This window comes from Nocardia donostiensis, assembly GCF_002081715.1.
In the GTDB taxonomy this organism is placed as follows: domain Bacteria; phylum Actinomycetota; class Actinomycetes; order Mycobacteriales; family Mycobacteriaceae; genus Nocardia; species Nocardia donostiensis.
In genome coordinates this window covers 24083-38061 of record NZ_MUKP01000009.1, presented here as the reverse complement: position 1 = coordinate 38061, position 13979 = coordinate 24083, and the positions used below count along the sequence as shown (strand labels likewise).

Annotated in this window: 17 protein-coding genes; 5 read left to right on the top strand and 12 right to left on the bottom strand. The window is 68.2% G+C overall.

Annotation, left to right across the window (positions count from 1 at the left end):
• Positions 1–66: 66 nt before the first annotated feature.
• Both B0T44_RS08295 and B0T44_RS08290 read left to right on the top strand, forming a co-directional pair.
• Complete coding sequence (locus tag B0T44_RS08295; RefSeq protein WP_077119214.1) at positions 67–600, top strand: transcriptional regulator; 534 nt, start codon at positions 67–69, stop codon at positions 598–600.
• Positions 597–971: a DUF3817 domain-containing protein gene (locus B0T44_RS08290; RefSeq protein ID WP_077118970.1), complete on the top strand. Its 375-nt coding sequence runs from the start codon at positions 597–599 to the stop codon at positions 969–971. The genes B0T44_RS08295 and B0T44_RS08290 overlap by 4 nt, the downstream gene beginning before the upstream one ends.
• Here B0T44_RS08290 and B0T44_RS08285 read toward each other — a convergent pair.
• The 11 genes from B0T44_RS08285 to clpS all read right to left on the bottom strand — a co-directional run bounded on the left by B0T44_RS08285 (position 968) and on the right by clpS (position 9004).
• Positions 968–1318, bottom strand: a complete 351-nt coding sequence (locus B0T44_RS08285; RefSeq protein WP_077118967.1) for a hypothetical protein — start codon at positions 1316–1318, stop codon at positions 968–970. The two genes, B0T44_RS08290 and B0T44_RS08285, sit on opposite strands and share 4 nt — an antisense overlap.
• Positions 1319–1679: 361 nt before the next feature.
• On the bottom strand, positions 1680–2288 hold the full coding sequence (gene rdgB, locus B0T44_RS08280) for an RdgB/HAM1 family non-canonical purine NTP pyrophosphatase (protein WP_077118965.1): 609 nt from the start codon (positions 2286–2288) through the stop codon (positions 1680–1682).
• Positions 2288–3061 carry a ribonuclease PH gene (gene rph / locus B0T44_RS08275; RefSeq protein WP_077118963.1) on the bottom strand — a complete coding sequence of 258 codons (774 nt, stop codon included), beginning with the start codon at positions 3059–3061 and terminating at the stop codon, positions 2288–2290. Before rph ends, rdgB begins: the two co-directional genes overlap by 1 nt.
• A 52-nt stretch (positions 3062–3113) precedes the next feature.
• Complete coding sequence (locus B0T44_RS08270; RefSeq protein WP_077118961.1) at positions 3114–3878, bottom strand: cyclic nucleotide-degrading phosphodiesterase; 765 nt, start codon at positions 3876–3878, stop codon at positions 3114–3116.
• A 71-nt stretch (positions 3879–3949) separates the two neighbouring features.
• Positions 3950–4675 carry a rhomboid family intramembrane serine protease gene (locus B0T44_RS08265; RefSeq protein ID WP_081511798.1) on the bottom strand — a complete coding sequence of 242 codons (726 nt, stop codon included), beginning with the start codon at positions 4673–4675 and terminating at the stop codon, positions 3950–3952.
• Positions 4676–4737: 62 nt separating this feature from the next.
• A complete protein-coding gene (locus B0T44_RS08260) occupies positions 4738–5700 on the bottom strand; it encodes a cysteine synthase (RefSeq protein ID WP_077118959.1) in 963 nt (320 codons plus the stop codon).
• Positions 5701–5707: 7 nt separating this feature from the next.
• Complete coding sequence (locus B0T44_RS08255; RefSeq protein ID WP_077118957.1) at positions 5708–5995, bottom strand: MoaD/ThiS family protein; 288 nt, start codon at positions 5993–5995, stop codon at positions 5708–5710.
• Between the two features lie 35 nt (positions 5996–6030).
• The gene (locus B0T44_RS08250) at positions 6031–6453 is read right to left on the bottom strand and encodes a M67 family metallopeptidase (protein WP_077118955.1); all 423 of its coding nucleotides are present in this window, start codon (positions 6451–6453) and stop codon (positions 6031–6033) included.
• Between the two features lie 532 nt (positions 6454–6985).
• Positions 6986–8050 (bottom strand): P1 family peptidase, encoded by a 1065-nt coding sequence (locus tag B0T44_RS08245; RefSeq protein WP_077118953.1) that lies wholly within the window; start codon positions 8048–8050, stop codon positions 6986–6988.
• Complete coding sequence (gene aosR / locus B0T44_RS08240; protein WP_077118950.1) at positions 8047–8616, bottom strand: oxidative stress transcriptional regulator AosR; 570 nt, start codon at positions 8614–8616, stop codon at positions 8047–8049. Before aosR ends, B0T44_RS08245 begins: the two co-directional genes overlap by 4 nt.
• A 22-nt stretch (positions 8617–8638) precedes the next feature.
• The gene (clpS, locus tag B0T44_RS08235; protein WP_077118948.1) at positions 8639–9004 is read right to left on the bottom strand and encodes an ATP-dependent Clp protease adapter ClpS; all 366 of its coding nucleotides are present in this window, start codon (positions 9002–9004) and stop codon (positions 8639–8641) included.
• 181 nt (positions 9005–9185) lie between these two features.
• Here clpS and B0T44_RS08230 point away from each other — a divergent pair, with 181 nt between their 5' ends.
• From B0T44_RS08230 to B0T44_RS08220, 3 genes are all read left to right on the top strand, one after another.
• A complete protein-coding gene (locus B0T44_RS08230) occupies positions 9186–10436 on the top strand; it encodes a nicotinate phosphoribosyltransferase (RefSeq protein ID WP_245839094.1) in 1251 nt (416 codons plus the stop codon).
• Between the two features lie 61 nt (positions 10437–10497).
• Positions 10498–11073: an isochorismatase family protein gene (locus B0T44_RS08225; protein WP_077118944.1), complete on the top strand. Its 576-nt coding sequence runs from the start codon at positions 10498–10500 to the stop codon at positions 11071–11073.
• 97 nt (positions 11074–11170) lie between these two features.
• Complete coding sequence (locus tag B0T44_RS08220; protein WP_077118942.1) at positions 11171–13213, top strand: ATP-dependent DNA helicase; 2043 nt, start codon at positions 11171–11173, stop codon at positions 13211–13213.
• 131 nt (positions 13214–13344) lie between these two features.
• Here the strand turns inward: B0T44_RS08220 and B0T44_RS08215 are convergent, their stop codons facing one another.
• The gene (locus tag B0T44_RS08215; RefSeq protein WP_077118940.1) at positions 13345–13884 is read right to left on the bottom strand and encodes a DoxX family protein; all 540 of its coding nucleotides are present in this window, start codon (positions 13882–13884) and stop codon (positions 13345–13347) included.
• Positions 13885–13979: the final 95 nt, after the last annotated feature.

Sequence of the window (13979 nt, the reverse complement as noted above, 5' to 3'; positions counted from 1 at the left end):
CCCGCCCCTGCGGCAGCGCCGACCTGCTCCTACGGCAGCCGTAGTAGACGGGGTACCGTGGTAGTCGTGTCCGGTTCTCCGCGTCGCTCGGCCCACAACCGCCCGGCCCTGATCGTGTTGGTGGTCGTGGCCACCTCGGCCTGCCTCGCTTTGGGCTGGTGGCAGTGGGAGCGGTTCGACTCGGCCAGCGGCACCGGGCAGAACCTGGGGTACGCGCTGCAATGGCCGCTGTTCGCGGCGTTCGCGGTTTTCGCCTACTTCCGGTTCGTGCGGCTGGAGCAGGAAGCCGAGGAAACCACCGAACAGCCGAGCAGCGGGCGGGAGACCGACCGCGCGACGGTAGCGGCTTCCGCCGACTCGACCGGGCGCAGCCATGCCGGTGGTGGCTGGAAATCCTTCACCGAACGACGCGCAGCCAAGACCATCGGCCCGCGCGAAATCCCCGCCGGGATTCTGCCGGAACGGCCGACAGCGGCCCGTGACGCCGACCCGGTGCTCGCCGAATACAACAAATACCTGGCCCAGCTCAACGCCGACGATATCGGCGAGCAGGTCCGCGCGGCCGGACTTCGCCGCGACACCGAAAGGAGCGCCGGTTGACCACCAGCGAGAACACGACCGAAACCACACCGGCCACCGGTGTCGGTCACTCCCCCGCCCAACAGCGCAAGATCGCGGGGGCGCTGCTGCGCTACCGGACGCTGGCCTGGACGACCGGTCTGTGGCTGCTGCTGCTGACCGCGGAGATGATCGCCAAATACGGTTTCGGTGTGGACACCCCGAGCTGGATCGCCGTCGTTCACGGTTGGGTGTACTTCATCTACCTGATCTTGACCGCCGACCTCGCGGTGAAGGTCCGCTGGCCGCTCGGCCGCACCATCGGCACGCTTCTCGCGGGCACCATCCCGCTGCTGTCGTTCTTCGTCGAGCACCGCAACGCGCAGCAGGTCAAACGCGACTTCGCGGTTTAGTCGCCCTGGGACCAGGCGGCCACCGGGAGCGTCAGGTAGACGCCGAAGTCGCGTAGCTCTATCGCTGTCTCGATCGCCTGGTGCAGGGTGTCCACTCGCTCTTGACGGTTGGTTTCCCGGCTCTCGGTCCATTTGGACCGCACCTCGATCACAACGTCCAAACCGCAGCGATCCAACGGACCGAGCTGCCGGAACCGGATCTCCACATCGCCCGGTTGCAGGTCACCGTCATACGGTTCCTCTGGGCATTCCACGGCCTCGGACACCAGATGCGGCAACACCGCACCGAGTTCGCGCAACACCGATTCGGTGACGACCGGCGCATAGGTGACTTCCACGAGCGGCACCGAACCAGCCTAATGGGCGCGGCCGGGCGTAGTCCGTCCGATCGGCCGTGGCCTCCGCCGGTTGCCCCGAGCTGGTCACATCCTCGATGCTGCGCTGAACCGAAGCAGTCGCAACTGGTCGGCACGCTGAACGGAAATGATGGGCCCGCACTCCTGGCGAATCACCCGGTGCAGCAAACGCGGTAACTGTGCTGTGCGGCCAGGCCCAGAGTCGCGGCTGCCCGATGGAGCTCTTGCAACACATCACCGACACAGCCAGATGCTGTGCTGATGTCGGTGCGAGCATGCGCTCAGGGGCTGGAGAAGCCGAGCGCGGAGATGGATGCCGACCCGCAGGCCGCCGCAGCACGCGCTGTGACGCTCAGCCGTCGAGCGCTGTCAGCGCCGGTAGCAACTGCATCAGGGCGCGTTTGCGGTGCGAGACGGCGTCCTTCTCCGCAGGTGTGAGTTGCGCCGCGCTCGTCTGCCCGCCATCGGGACGGAACAGGGGGTCGTAGCCGAAGCCGCCGTCACCGAGCGGGGCGTGTCCGATGGTGCCGTTCCACTCGCCGCGCACCACGGTCTCGGCACCGCCGGGCACCACCAGGGCGCAGACCGAGACGAACCGCGCGCCGCGACGCTCGTCCGGGACGTCGTTCAGCTGCGCCAACAGCAGTTCGTTGTTGGCGGTGTCGTCGCCGTGTGTACCGGCCCAGCGGGCGGACAGTACCCCGGGCATACCGTTCAGCGCATCCACTTCGATACCGGAATCGTCTGCCACGCACGGCAATCCGGTGGCGGCGGCGCCATCGCGGGCTTTGGCGAGCGCGTTCTCCTCGAACGTCGCCCCGGTTTCGGGCGCTTCGGGGTATTCGGGCACATCGTCGAGGCCGACGATCTGCACACCCGCCACCCCGGCTTCGGCGAGGATGCGGCGCAGTTCGTTCAGTTTCTTCGCGTTGCGGCTGGCGACCAGGACGCGGCGACTCATTACTTCTTCTTCGCGGTATCGGCCGGTTCCGGCAGCACACCCGGGTACGGCAGGGCCAGGGCTTCCCGCTGCACCACGAACAGCTGTTCACAACCAGCCAGGGCGGCGTCGAGCAGTTTGTCCAGGGTGGAGCGGGGGAAGGTGGCTCCTTCGCCGGTGCCCTGGATCTCCACCAGAGTGCCGGTGTCGGTGGCGACGACGTTCATATCGACCTCGGCGCGCGAATCCTCCTCATACGGCAGGTCCAGACGCACCCGGCCGTCGACGACGCCGACACTGACCGCGGCAATCGCACAAGAGATGGGCTGCGGGTCGGTGAGGCCGCCCGCCGCGCCGAGATAGGTGACGGCGTCGGCGAGGGCAACGTAGGCGCCGGTGATGGCGGCGGTGCGGGTGCCACCGTCGGCTTGCAGCACGTCACAGTCGATGGCGATGGTGTTCTCGCCGATGGCCGCCAGATCGATACAGGCGCGCAGGGAGCGGCCGACCAGACGGCTGATCTCCTGGGTACGTCCGCCGACCTTGCCTTTGACGGATTCGCGGCCGCTGCGGGTGTGGGTGGCGGCGGGCAGCATCGCGTACTCGGCGGTGAGCCAGCCGAGCCCGGAGTCACGCCGCCACGGCGGCACACCTTCGGTGACGCTGGCGGTGCACATCACCCGCGTCTGGCCGAACTCCACCAGCACCGAACCGGCTGGGTGCGTGGTGAACCCCCGGGTGATCCGTACCTCGCGGAGCTCGTCGTCCGCCCTGCCATCGGCTCGTCTCGACACGGGGCTCAGCGTAGTGGGGTTCCCGTAACCGTTACCGAGGGGGTTGGCGGTGTCAGAGATCGAATGTCTCGCCCGGGGCCACGGCGTGCACGGGGCCGGTGAATTCGGCCTTCGCTTCGGCGATGACGTCTTCGCGGGACGTCCACGGCGGGATATGGGTGAGCAGCAGTTCCCCGACGCCCGCTTCGGCGGCGATCCGGCCCGCTTCGGTACCCGAAAGATGAACGCCGGGAGGGCGATTGCCCGGATCGTGGGTCCACGACGCCTCGGCCATCAGTATGTCGGCGCCGGACGCCAACTCTTGCACGGCCGGGCAGAGCGCGGTGTCGCCGGTGTAGACGAAGGTACGCCCGGCGGCGGTGACCAGGCGCAAACCGTAGGACTCGGGCGGATGGAACATGCGGCGCGCGGTGACGGTGTGGCCGGGGCCGAACTCGACAGCCTCGGCTTCGGTCCACGGGCGCATATCGATGACATCGGACCAGTCGTCGCATTCGCCGCCGATTTCGGCGGAAGCATTGCCGATGCGCAGCGCGGTGTCGGCGGGGCCGCGCACGATGGCCCGGCCGACCGGCGGTGTCGGGTGGTAGCGCCGCCAGACGAGCAGGCCCGGCAGGTCCAAGCAGTGGTCGGCATGCAGATGCGTGAGGAAGACCGACACCTCACCGGGGTCGGCGTAACGCTGCAGCGCGCCGAGAACTCCGGGTCCGAAATCGATGACCACCGGGGACATATCCGGGCCGGTGAGCAGATACCCCGACGCTGGGGAGTCCGGGCCGGACACACTGCCCGAGCACCCGAGGACGGTAAGGCGCATCCTCCCATGCTGCCACGACGTTTTCTCGCTCAAAACCTCATCCCCCGAAAAACCGGGCCGCGCCCGTGACGTCACCGCGGTGACGGTAGGGCGCCGGCGTGCGCCTGGCGACGGTGTCGACGTTCATCACCAGAGAGTACCCAGCCGGCCACCAGTCCACCCAACGCGCCGAAAAGATGCCCCTGCCAGGAGATTCCGGGCTGACCGGGCAGCACACCCCACAGCAGCGACCCGTATAGGGCGAACACGATCAGGCCGAGCACGATCTGCCAGGGGTGGCGGGCGAACCAACCGCGCGAGATCAGGTAGGTGAGCCAGCCGAAGATCAACGAGGACGCGCCGATATGAACGGTGCCGGATGCGCCGGTGAGCCAGGTGCCCGCGCCGGCGATCACCCAGATGATCGCGGTCGCCGCCACGCCCCGCCAGAGGCCGGAGACGAGCGCGAGGAAACCGAGCACCAGCACCGGGAGCGTATTGCCGATCAGATGGTCCCAGGGGCCGTGCAGCATCGGGGCGAACAAGATCCCGGACAGCCCGTCGACCTGACGCGGTTCGATACCGGCCTGCTCGAAGCGGCTGTCGTTGATCGTGTCCAGCACTTCGATCACATACAGCAGCGCCACGAAACCGGTGACCAGCACGGCCGCCCGCGTCCACAGTTGCCGCGCGCCGGAGAACTTGCCCGGTGCAGGAGCGCTCGCACCCGGTCGCGCCGGATTGGTTTGTTTGCGCAGCGCCGCGATCCGATCGGGATCGAACGAGGCGCCGAGTCCGGTGTCGCCGGTCACCGCAATCTCCTCCTCGGGGCGCGAAGGTCGGCAGCTGTTCGCGCTGACTTTCGAGGGTACCGGCGCGCTCAGGCCCAGAGCTGGCCTTCCAGCCGTTCCTCGGCGTCCTCGAGGGTGCCGTCATAGGCGCCGGTGGACAGGTATTTCCAGCCGCCGTCGGCGACCACGAACGCGATATCGGCCCTGACACCCGCCCGCACCGCTTTCTGTGCGACACCGAGCGCGGCATGCAGGATCGCACCGGTGGATATCCCGGCGAAAATACCTTCCTCCAACACCAGCTCGCGGGTGCGGCGTACAGCGTCGTAGGGGCCGACGGAGTAACGGGACGTCAGCACCGTCTCGTCGTACAGTTCGGGAATGAAGCCCTCGTCGATATTGCGCAGCCCGTACACCAGCTCGCCGTAGCGCGGTTCGGCGGCGACGATCTGGATATCCGGCACGTTCTCGCGCAGGAACCGGCCGGTGCCCATCAGGGTGCCTGTGGTGCCGAGACCGGCCACGAAATGGGTGATCTCGGGCAGGTCGGCGAGGATTTCCGGTCCGGTGGTCTCGTAGTGGGCGAGCGCGTTGGCCGGATTGCCGTACTGGTACAGCATCACCCAGTCGGGATTCTGCGCGGCGATCTCCTTGGCACGTGCCACGGCCTGGTTGGAGCCGCCCGCGGCGGGCGAATCGATGATCTCGGCCCCGAACATGGTGAGCAGCTGCCGCCGCTCCACCGAGGTGTTCTCCGGCATCACGCACACCAGGCGGTAGCCCTTGAGCTTGGCGGCCATGGCCAGCGAGATACCGGTGTTGCCGCTGGTCGGTTCCAGGATGGTGCAGCCGGGGGTCAGCAGCCCATCGGCCTCGGCCTGTTCGATCATGCGCAGCGCCGGACGGTCCTTGACCGAACCGGTGGGGTTGCGGTCCTCGAGTTTGGCCCACAACCGCACCGGGTTGTCGCCGTCCCACCGCGGGGACAGGGTGCGCAAACCCACCAGCGGCGTATTGCCGAGGGTCGCGATCAGCGATTCGTAGCGCGCCACAGGTTCGTCAGAATCCAGTAGGTGCGCCGCCGGCGACCGCGGGCAGGATGGTCACGCTCGCCCCCTCAGGGACCTCGGCTTCGAGGCCACCGGAGAAACGCACATCCTCGTCGTCGACGTAGATGTTGACGTACCGGTTGAGCTTGCCGCCGGACAGCAGCCGCTCCGCCAGCCCCGGATGGTTGGCCTCGAGATCGTTGATGACGGCGGCGAGGGTGTCACCGTTGGCCTGCACCCGCTTCTCGCCCCCGGTGTGGGTGCGCATGATGGTCGGGATGGACACGGTAACCGGCATGAGAACTCCTCGATGGTGACGAAAAACGGTGGGAATCAGACTGTTTCGTAGGCCGCGACGATCTCGACGGGCTCCTCGGTGACCTCGCCGTCGACGATCCGATAGCTGCGCAGTTCGTGCTGCTCGGGGTCGCGCGTGGAGATCAGCACATAGTGTGCGAACGGTTCGGCGGCGTAGGCGATATCGGTGCGACTCGGGTAGGCCTCGGTCGCGGTGTGCGAATGGTAGATCACCACCGGCTCCTCGTCGGCGGCTTCCATCTCACGCCACACCCGCAACTGCTCTGCGGAGTCGAAACGGTAGAAGGTGGGTGAACGCTCGGCGTTGACCATCGCGATGAACCGTTCCGGACGATCCGAGCCCTCCGGCCCGGCAATGACCCCGCACGCCTCGTCCGGGTGGTCGGCGCGAGCATGCGCCACCATTGCCTCGACGAGGTCGGCCCTGATCACGAGCACAATCGAACCCTTTCGCAAAACATCCGGCCTGTCGTCGGCCCGTCACAGCCTGACAACCAGCCAGGGTATGCGGCTATTCCTGGCCGCCGGAATCTGGCTCCGGACCAGCAGCTGAGCCGGCTCGTGCGGCAGGTCGGAGTCGGCGCTGATGGCAGACCGACAGCCGGTCCCGCCGACCCGCCTTCACTACGCCACCAGCGCCCACCTGTTCGGCCATTCGCGGGCTTCGTTGGCAGTTCTCCCCACAGGCCGAGCGCGCCGACAGCGTCTGCTCCGATAACCGTGCAAGTACCTCGCCGCCGCAGCAACATCGCGGCGCTGATCCCGCCGCACTGATCACAGCGGCGCCGTCTTCGATTACGTCACCAGCGCCCATCTACTCGGCCGCTCGCGGGCTTCGTCGTCAGCTCCCCAACAGGCGTCGGCGTCTCCTGCTCCGCTGATCGTGCAGGGATGGCGCCGCTGCGCTGGATCGTGCCATCGCGGCCGTCGTCGCACCGATCGTGACCGCGCCCGTATTCGTGCGCCCGGCTCAGGCCGGGAAGAGGTCATGGTAGGCGGGGATGCCCGCGACCGAGGTGGCGGAGGTGACGGCGTCGACGACGGCGCGTTCCACGCAGACCGCGGCGGCCGTGCACAGCTGGTCCAGGATGAGGATCTCCGGTGGGAAGGCCGGGGGTGTCGGGTCGAGTTTCGGAAGGGTCGCGGTGCCGGTGGCCAGGGCGAACAGGGTGTCGCCGTCCAGGGGGGAATGGGCGGGGCGGACGGCTCGGGCCAGACCGTCGTGGGCGGTGGTGGCCAGGCGGCGACAGGCGACCGTGTTCAACGGTGCGTCGGTGGCGACGACGCCGATGGTGGTGTTGAGGGCGGTGCCCTTCACCGGGAGCGCGTTCGCGGCCGCCAACTGTTCGGGGGTGGCCGGGCGCAGGCCGAACGGTGCGGGGCCGTCGGTACCCACGCCCCAGGGCAGGCCGGTGCGGGGGTCGAAGACCGAGCCGACCGGGTTGGCCACGATCAGCGCCGCCACCGTTGCGCCCGCCGCGGGACCGTCGGATACGACCACGCTCGCCGAACCGATACCGCCCTTGAGGGAACCGGCGCGTGCGCCCACGCCCGCACCCACGGTGCCGCGGGCGAACTCGACTGCCGCGGACGCGGCGGCCCGGTACCCGAACTCGGCGTTCGGCCGGATACTCCAGTCGCCGACAGGCAGGTCGAAGATCACCGCGCCGGGCACGATCGGCACCACCCGGCCGGGGTCGGCGGGGTCCATGGGGATTCCTTCGCCGTGTTCCTCCAGCCAGCGCATCACCCCGTCGGCCGCAGCCAGACCGTAGGCGCTGCCCCCGGCGAGCAGGATCGCGTTCGCGCGGCGCACCGTGTTGGCCGGGTCGAGCAGATCGGTTTCCCTGGTGCCGGGGCCGCCGCCGCGCACATCCACGGCGGCAACCGCGCCGCCGGACACCCGTACCACCGTGCACCCGGTTGCCGCGCCGGAACCCAGCGTGGCGTCGGAGTCCAGGACGTGATGGTGTCCGACCAGGACGCCGGGGACGTCGGTCAGCGCGTTACGGGGGCCCGCGTCGATGAAGGTCATGGGGCCAGCGCCTGCAACAGGGAGTCCTGCATCCAGGTCAGCCAGTGGTAGACATCCAGATGCGGGGCGCGCGGATCGTCGGGGTCGAGGTGGTCGGGGGTGTCGGCGTCGATGCCGAGCACCGCACCCAACGTCAACCGCACATCGGTGAGCGCGGTCAGCCAGGATTCGGCCTGCTCCTGGGTGAGGATGATGCGGCCACCGCCCGCGGGGACCGTGTCGAGCACCACCGCGCCCGCGGCCAGTTTCGCGTCGATGATCTCCGGTTCGTGCAGGGCGCGCAGGGCGCTGTTCAGGTCGGCGCGTTCGGCGTCGGGGGAACCGGATTCCTTGCGGTGGAAATCCGGGAGCAGTCTGCGCAGCCGGGGATCATCCGGCGGGGCGGTGTTACCGGTGCGCAATCCGGTCAGCGCAGCCAGATCATCGGTCGGGGCGGAATCGGCGCGGTCGGACAGGAGTCCCGAGACCGCGCCCACCAGCGACCGCAGGACGTCGGCTTCCTGCGCGTCCATCTCCGACCGCAACTTGAAACCGCTCAGTGAGTTCTTCCGGCTCCACTTACGCACGTCGCTACGGTAGCCGTCCGGCTCAGTCGTCTCGTTGCATGGTCGCCCACAGGCCGGCCGCGTGTAGCCGGCGCACATCCTGTTCCATCTTGTCCCGGGAACCGGAGGACACGACCGCCTTGCCCTCGTTGTGCACCTTCAGCATCAACTCGGTCGCCTTGGCTTTGCTGTAACCGAACAGCTTCTGGAATATGTAGGCGACGTAATGCATCAGGTTGACGGGGTCGTCCCAGACGACCGTGACCCAGGGCCGGTCCTCCGCTTCGAGGATCTCGGTGTATTCCACCGCTTCCGGCGTCGCCTGCGCCGCCGACAGGATCACCTCGGCGACGGCGCCGTGGCGGACCTCATCCGTCCGATAGCGGGGTGCTGTGTTGCACAAGGCCATAAAGTCAAGGGTACGACTCGCCTCTGAATACTCAACACCCGCACATGATCAACAGGGGCATTTCCTGGCCCGTATACAACGGCCCGTCGCCTATGGCGAATCGCTGTCTACAGTGGCCACCGTGTCTTCTCCCGACGCGGTCGCCGGCACCGCTCTGCTCACCGATCAGTACGAACTGACGATGCTCGCCGCAGCGCTGGCCGACGGCTCGGCCCAGCGTCGCTGCACGTTCGAATTATTCGCCAGGCGGCTGCCGCATGGTCGCCGCTATGGCGTAGTCGCAGGCACCGGCCGCCTGCTGGAGGCGCTGGCCGGTTTCCGGTTCGGCGATGCGGAACTGGCCGTTGCCGAAACGTTCCTCGACCGCAACACACTGGAATGGCTGCGCGGTTTCCGGTTCACCGGGGACATCGACGGCTACCCCGAAGGCGAACTGTATTTCCCCGGTTCGCCGATCCTGTCGGTGCGTGGCACCTTCGGTGAATGCGTGCTGCTGGAGACGCTGGCCCTGTCGATCCTCAACCACGACACCGCCGTCGCCTCCGCCGCGGCCAGGATGGTCAGTGCCGCCGACGGGCGCCGGATGATCGAGATGGGGTCCCGGCGCACCCATGAACTCGCCGCGCCCGCCAGCGCGCGGGCCGCCTATCTGGCCGGATTCGATGCCACCTCCAATCTGGAGGCGGTGCGCCGCTTCCACGTTCCCGGCGCTGGCACCAGCGCGCATGCGTTCACCCTGCTGCACAGCGGCGCCGACGGCGCGCATGAGGCGGCGGCGTTCCGCAGCCAGATCGAGGCGCTCGGTATCGGCACCACCTTGCTGGTCGACACTTTCGACATCACCCGAGGGGTGGCCACCGCGATCGAGGTGGCCGGGCCGGAACTGGGCGGGGTGCGCATCGACTCCGGTGATCTCGGTGTGCTGGCCCGGCAGGTACGCAGCCAGCTCGACGAACTCGGTGCCACCAACACTCGCATCGTGGTGTCCGGGGACTTGGACGAATATGCGATCGCCGCGCTGCGTGCCGAACCGGTGGACGCCTACGGGGTCGGCACGTCGCTGGTCACCGGTTCGGGGGCACCGACAGCAGGGATGGTGTACAAGCTCGTCGAGGTCGACGGGGTTCCGGTGGCCAAACGCAGCAGTCACAAGGAATCGCGTGGCGGCACCAAACGGGCCGTGCGGGTGGCGCGGTCCACCGGGACGATTGTCGAGGAGATCGTGTACCCGGCCGCTGGTGAGCGGCCTGCGCCGGACGGGTTGCAGGTGCGGGATCTGCAGGTGCCGCTGGTGCGCAAGGGGGAGGTGATCGAACAGCCCTCGCTCACCGAATCACGGAAGCTGGTGGCGAGCGGGCTGGTCAGCCTGCCGTGGGAGGGGTTGAAGTTGTCGGCGGGCGATCCTGCGGTGCCGACGACATTCGTTTCCTGAACCCGTCGCGGCCGGGTTTCGGCGGATATCCGGCGGATAATCGCGGGGTAGGAGGTACAGCATGGGCCGGGCTTTGATCATCGTGGACGTGCAGAACGATTTCTGCGAAGGTGGTTCGCTCGCCGTCTCGGGCGGTGCGCGGGTAGCCGAGCTGATCAGCGACTATCTGCTGACTGCGGATTACGAGGCGATCGTAGCGACCCGTGACCATCACATCGATCCCGGTGCGCATTTCTCCGATCACCCCGATTACGTCGACAGTTGGCCACCGCATTGCCGGGTCGGGACACCGGGTGCGCAATTCCACCCGGGTTTCGATACCGCCGCCGTGCAGGAGGTTTTCTCCAAGGGTGAGTATGCAGCAGCGTATTCCGGTTTCGAAGGCGTGGCCGCCGACGGATCGGATCTGGCGGAATGGCTGCGGGCCCGGGATATCGACGCCGTCGACGTGGTGGGTATAGCGACCGACCACTGTGTGCGGGCCACCGCCATGGATGCGGTCGAGGCCGGATTCGACACGCGCGTGCTGCTCGGGATGACCGCTGGCGTGTCGCGGGCCACGGTCGATGCCGCCCTGGATCAGCTCGACCGAGCCGGGGTGGAACTGGCCGGAACGGTCGGCGGAGCCGTTCGCTGACCCGCGCGGAGAACCTTCGCTGACCCGCGCGGAGATATTGTGTGCGGCCTGCGCGGACCAGCTGATGTCTGTCGGTGCCGGGCAGTAGGCTGCCGGGGTGCCCGAACTCCCACCCGTTTCCACCCTGTTGACCACAGCTGTGTCCGCGCTCGGCGGGAAGGAACGTCCGGGGCAGGTGACGATGGCCGCGGCGGTGGATCACGCCATCGACACCAAGGAGCATCTGGCGGTACAGGCGGGGACGGGCACCGGGAAATCGCTGGCATATCTGGTGCCGAGCCTGCGGCATGCGGTGCGCACCGGTCGCACGGTGGTGGTGTCGACCGCGACGATCGCATTGCAGCGGCAGCTGGTCGATCGGGATCTGCCCCGGCTGGCGGAGGCGTTACGGGAACCGTTGGGCCGCACGCCGCAGTTCGCGATCCTGAAGGGGCGCAACAACTATCTGTGCCTGAACAAGATCAACAGTGCGGTTCCGGAAGAGCCGGCCGAGGCCGAACTGTTCGATGCGTTCGCGGTGTCGCGGCTCGGGCGCGAAGTGCAGCGGCTCAACGAATGGGCCTCCGACACCAAGACCGGCGATCGCGACGATCTGGCGCCCGGCGTCACCGATCGGGCGTGGCGGCAGGTCAGTGTGTCGTCACGGGAATGCCTCGGCAAGAGCCGCTGCCAGTTCGGGCAGGACTGTTTCGCCGAGCAGGCCAGGGCCGAAGCCGCGCAGGCCGACATCGTGGTCACCAATCACGCGCTGCTCGCCATCGACGCCATCAGCGGTATCCAGATCCTGCCCGAACACGATGTGGTCGTGGTGGACGAGGCCCATGAACTGGTCGACCGGGTGACCGGGGTCGCGACCGCGGAATTGTCACCGACCGGGATCACCGCGGCCGCGCGCCGCTGCGGCAAACTCATCGACGAACAGGAGATCGACCGGCTCGCAGGCGCCGCCGACGCCTGGCACAGCGCACTCGACGATCTGCCCGCGAGCCGGTGGGACACCCTCCCCGAGGGGATCGCCCCCGTGCTGGCATTGATCCGGGATGCGGCGTGGAACGCCCGTACAGCCCTCAACCCGCAGGGCGTGACCCCACCCGGCAGCGACCCCGACGCCGCCGCCGGACGCACTATGGCGCTGGCGGCGGTGGAGGAAATACACGACAGCGCGGTGCGCGCGCTCACCGCCTTCGACGAAGCCGAGCCCGCCGCGCGCCGCGATGTCGTCTGGCTCGCCGCCGACGAGATTCGTGGCGTCACCCGCCGCACGCTGCGGATGGCTCCACTGTCGGTCGGCGGGCTGTTGCGCAGCAGACTGTTCGGCGAGTCCACGGTGATCCTCACCTCCGCCACCCTGCAGATCGGTGGTTCGTTCGACGGGCTCGCCGCCACCTGGGGGCTGCCGCCGCAATCGCCCAGCCGCCTGGACACCGACACCGCCAACGGGGCTGAAGCCCCCGCCGATCACGACACCGTGCGGTGGAGCTCCCTCGACGTCGGCTCCCCGTTCGATCACGCGAAATCCGGCATCCTCTACGTCGCCAAACATCTGCCCAACCCGGGACGCGACGGTCTGGCTCCCAGCTACCTGGACGAAATCGAACGCCTCATCCAGGCCGCGGGCGGCCGCACCCTCGGCCTGTTCTCCTCCATGCGCGCCGCGAAAGCCGCCACCGAGGCGCTGCGCTCCCGGCTGGACACCCCGGTGCTGTGCCAGGGCGAGGACTCCACCGGCGCACTGGTCCGCAAATTCGCCGACGACCCGGAAACCTCGCTGTTCGGCACCCTGTCGCTGTGGCAGGGGGTGGACGTGCCCGGTCCGTCGCTGAGTGTGGTCATACTGGACCGTATTCCGTTCCCGCGGCCCGACGATCCGCTGTTGGCGGCCAGACAGCGTGCGGTCGAATCGCGCGGCGGCAACGGTTTCATGTCCGTGGCTGCCAGCCACGCCGCGCTGCTGCTGGCTCAGGGCACCGGCCGCCTGCTGCGCAGCATCGACGACCGGGGTGTCGTCGCCATCCTCGATCCACGGCTGGCCACCGCCCGCTACGGGGGCTACCTGCGGGCTTCGCTACCGCCGTACTGGGAGACCTCCGATCCGGAAGTCGTCACCCAGGCCCTGCGACGGCTGATCGCCACATCCTGAACTCCTCTGGCCCAGCGATGTTCGGCGGCACGGTAATCAGCTCGAGCCGCGGCCACAGCGCAGCACCGGACATAACGAGCGCGGCGCGGTGAACCGTCACCGCGCCGCACCCTGTCGTTGCATCTGTGAAATCAGAGAGCCCCCTTGAGAATTACGGTCAGCACGCCCGTGACCACGGCGAGCACGATCGCGGCGGCGGCCCATAGGAAACCGTGGCGCGCCCACGGCCGATTGTGGTCCAGTGAGAACTTGCCCGGCCCGGTGAACGCGATCGTCACCGCGACCGCCGCCCACAGCAGCCCCATCTCGTAGCCCTGTCCGGTGAGCAGCCCGCCGCTCCACATCTGGACGATGACATTGAGCATGGTGCCGAGCACGATGGCCGCCGCGAGTGGGGACAGCAGGCCCAGCGCCAGCAGCAGGCCGCCGGCCAGTTCGCTCAGTCCGGCGAGCGTGCCGAACAGCACGCCCGGGTTGTAGCCCATGCTGTCGAACATGGCGTTGTTGGCTTCCCAACCGGGTCCGCCGAACCAGCCGAACAGTTTCTGGGCGCCGTGCGCGGCCAGCAGGCCACCGAAAACCACGCGCAGCGCGAGCAACCCGATATCGGCGGAGACGGTGTCATAGGCAGCGGCGTTCTTACTCGCCTGGGCAAGTGTGGTGGTGGACATGGGCCCTCTTCCTCATGGTTAACCTTTAGCCACGGCAACAAACGGACCGCAGTCCGATTGCTGTCGCTGCTGTGGACCAACCAGCGTGCGCGCGA

Bases quoted from the DNA above. Each gene is read 5' to 3' on its own strand.
- rdgB (WP_077118965.1), bottom strand. From the start codon at position 2,288: ATGAGTCGCCGCGTCCTGGTCGCCAGCCGCAACGCGAAGAAACTGAAC.
- B0T44_RS08270 (WP_077118961.1), bottom strand. From the start codon at position 3,878: ATGCGCCTTACCGTCCTCGGGTGCTCGGGCAGTGTGTCCGGCCCGGAC.
- B0T44_RS08255 (WP_077118957.1), bottom strand. From the start codon at position 5,995: ATGCCGGTTACCGTGTCCATCCCGACCATCATGCGCACCCACACCGGG.
- B0T44_RS08245 (WP_077118953.1), bottom strand. From the start codon at position 8,050: ATGACCTTCATCGACGCGGGCCCCCGTAACGCGCTGACCGACGTCCCC.
- clpS (WP_077118948.1), bottom strand. From the start codon at position 9,004: ATGGCCTTGTGCAACACAGCACCCCGCTATCGGACGGATGAGGTCCGC.
- B0T44_RS08230 (WP_245839094.1), top strand. From the start codon at position 9,186: ATGCTCGCCGCAGCGCTGGCCGACGGCTCGGCCCAGCGTCGCTGCACG.
- B0T44_RS08225 (WP_077118944.1), top strand. From the start codon at position 10,498: ATGGGCCGGGCTTTGATCATCGTGGACGTGCAGAACGATTTCTGCGAA.
- B0T44_RS08215 (WP_077118940.1), bottom strand. From the start codon at position 13,884: ATGTCCACCACCACACTTGCCCAGGCGAGTAAGAACGCCGCTGCCTAT.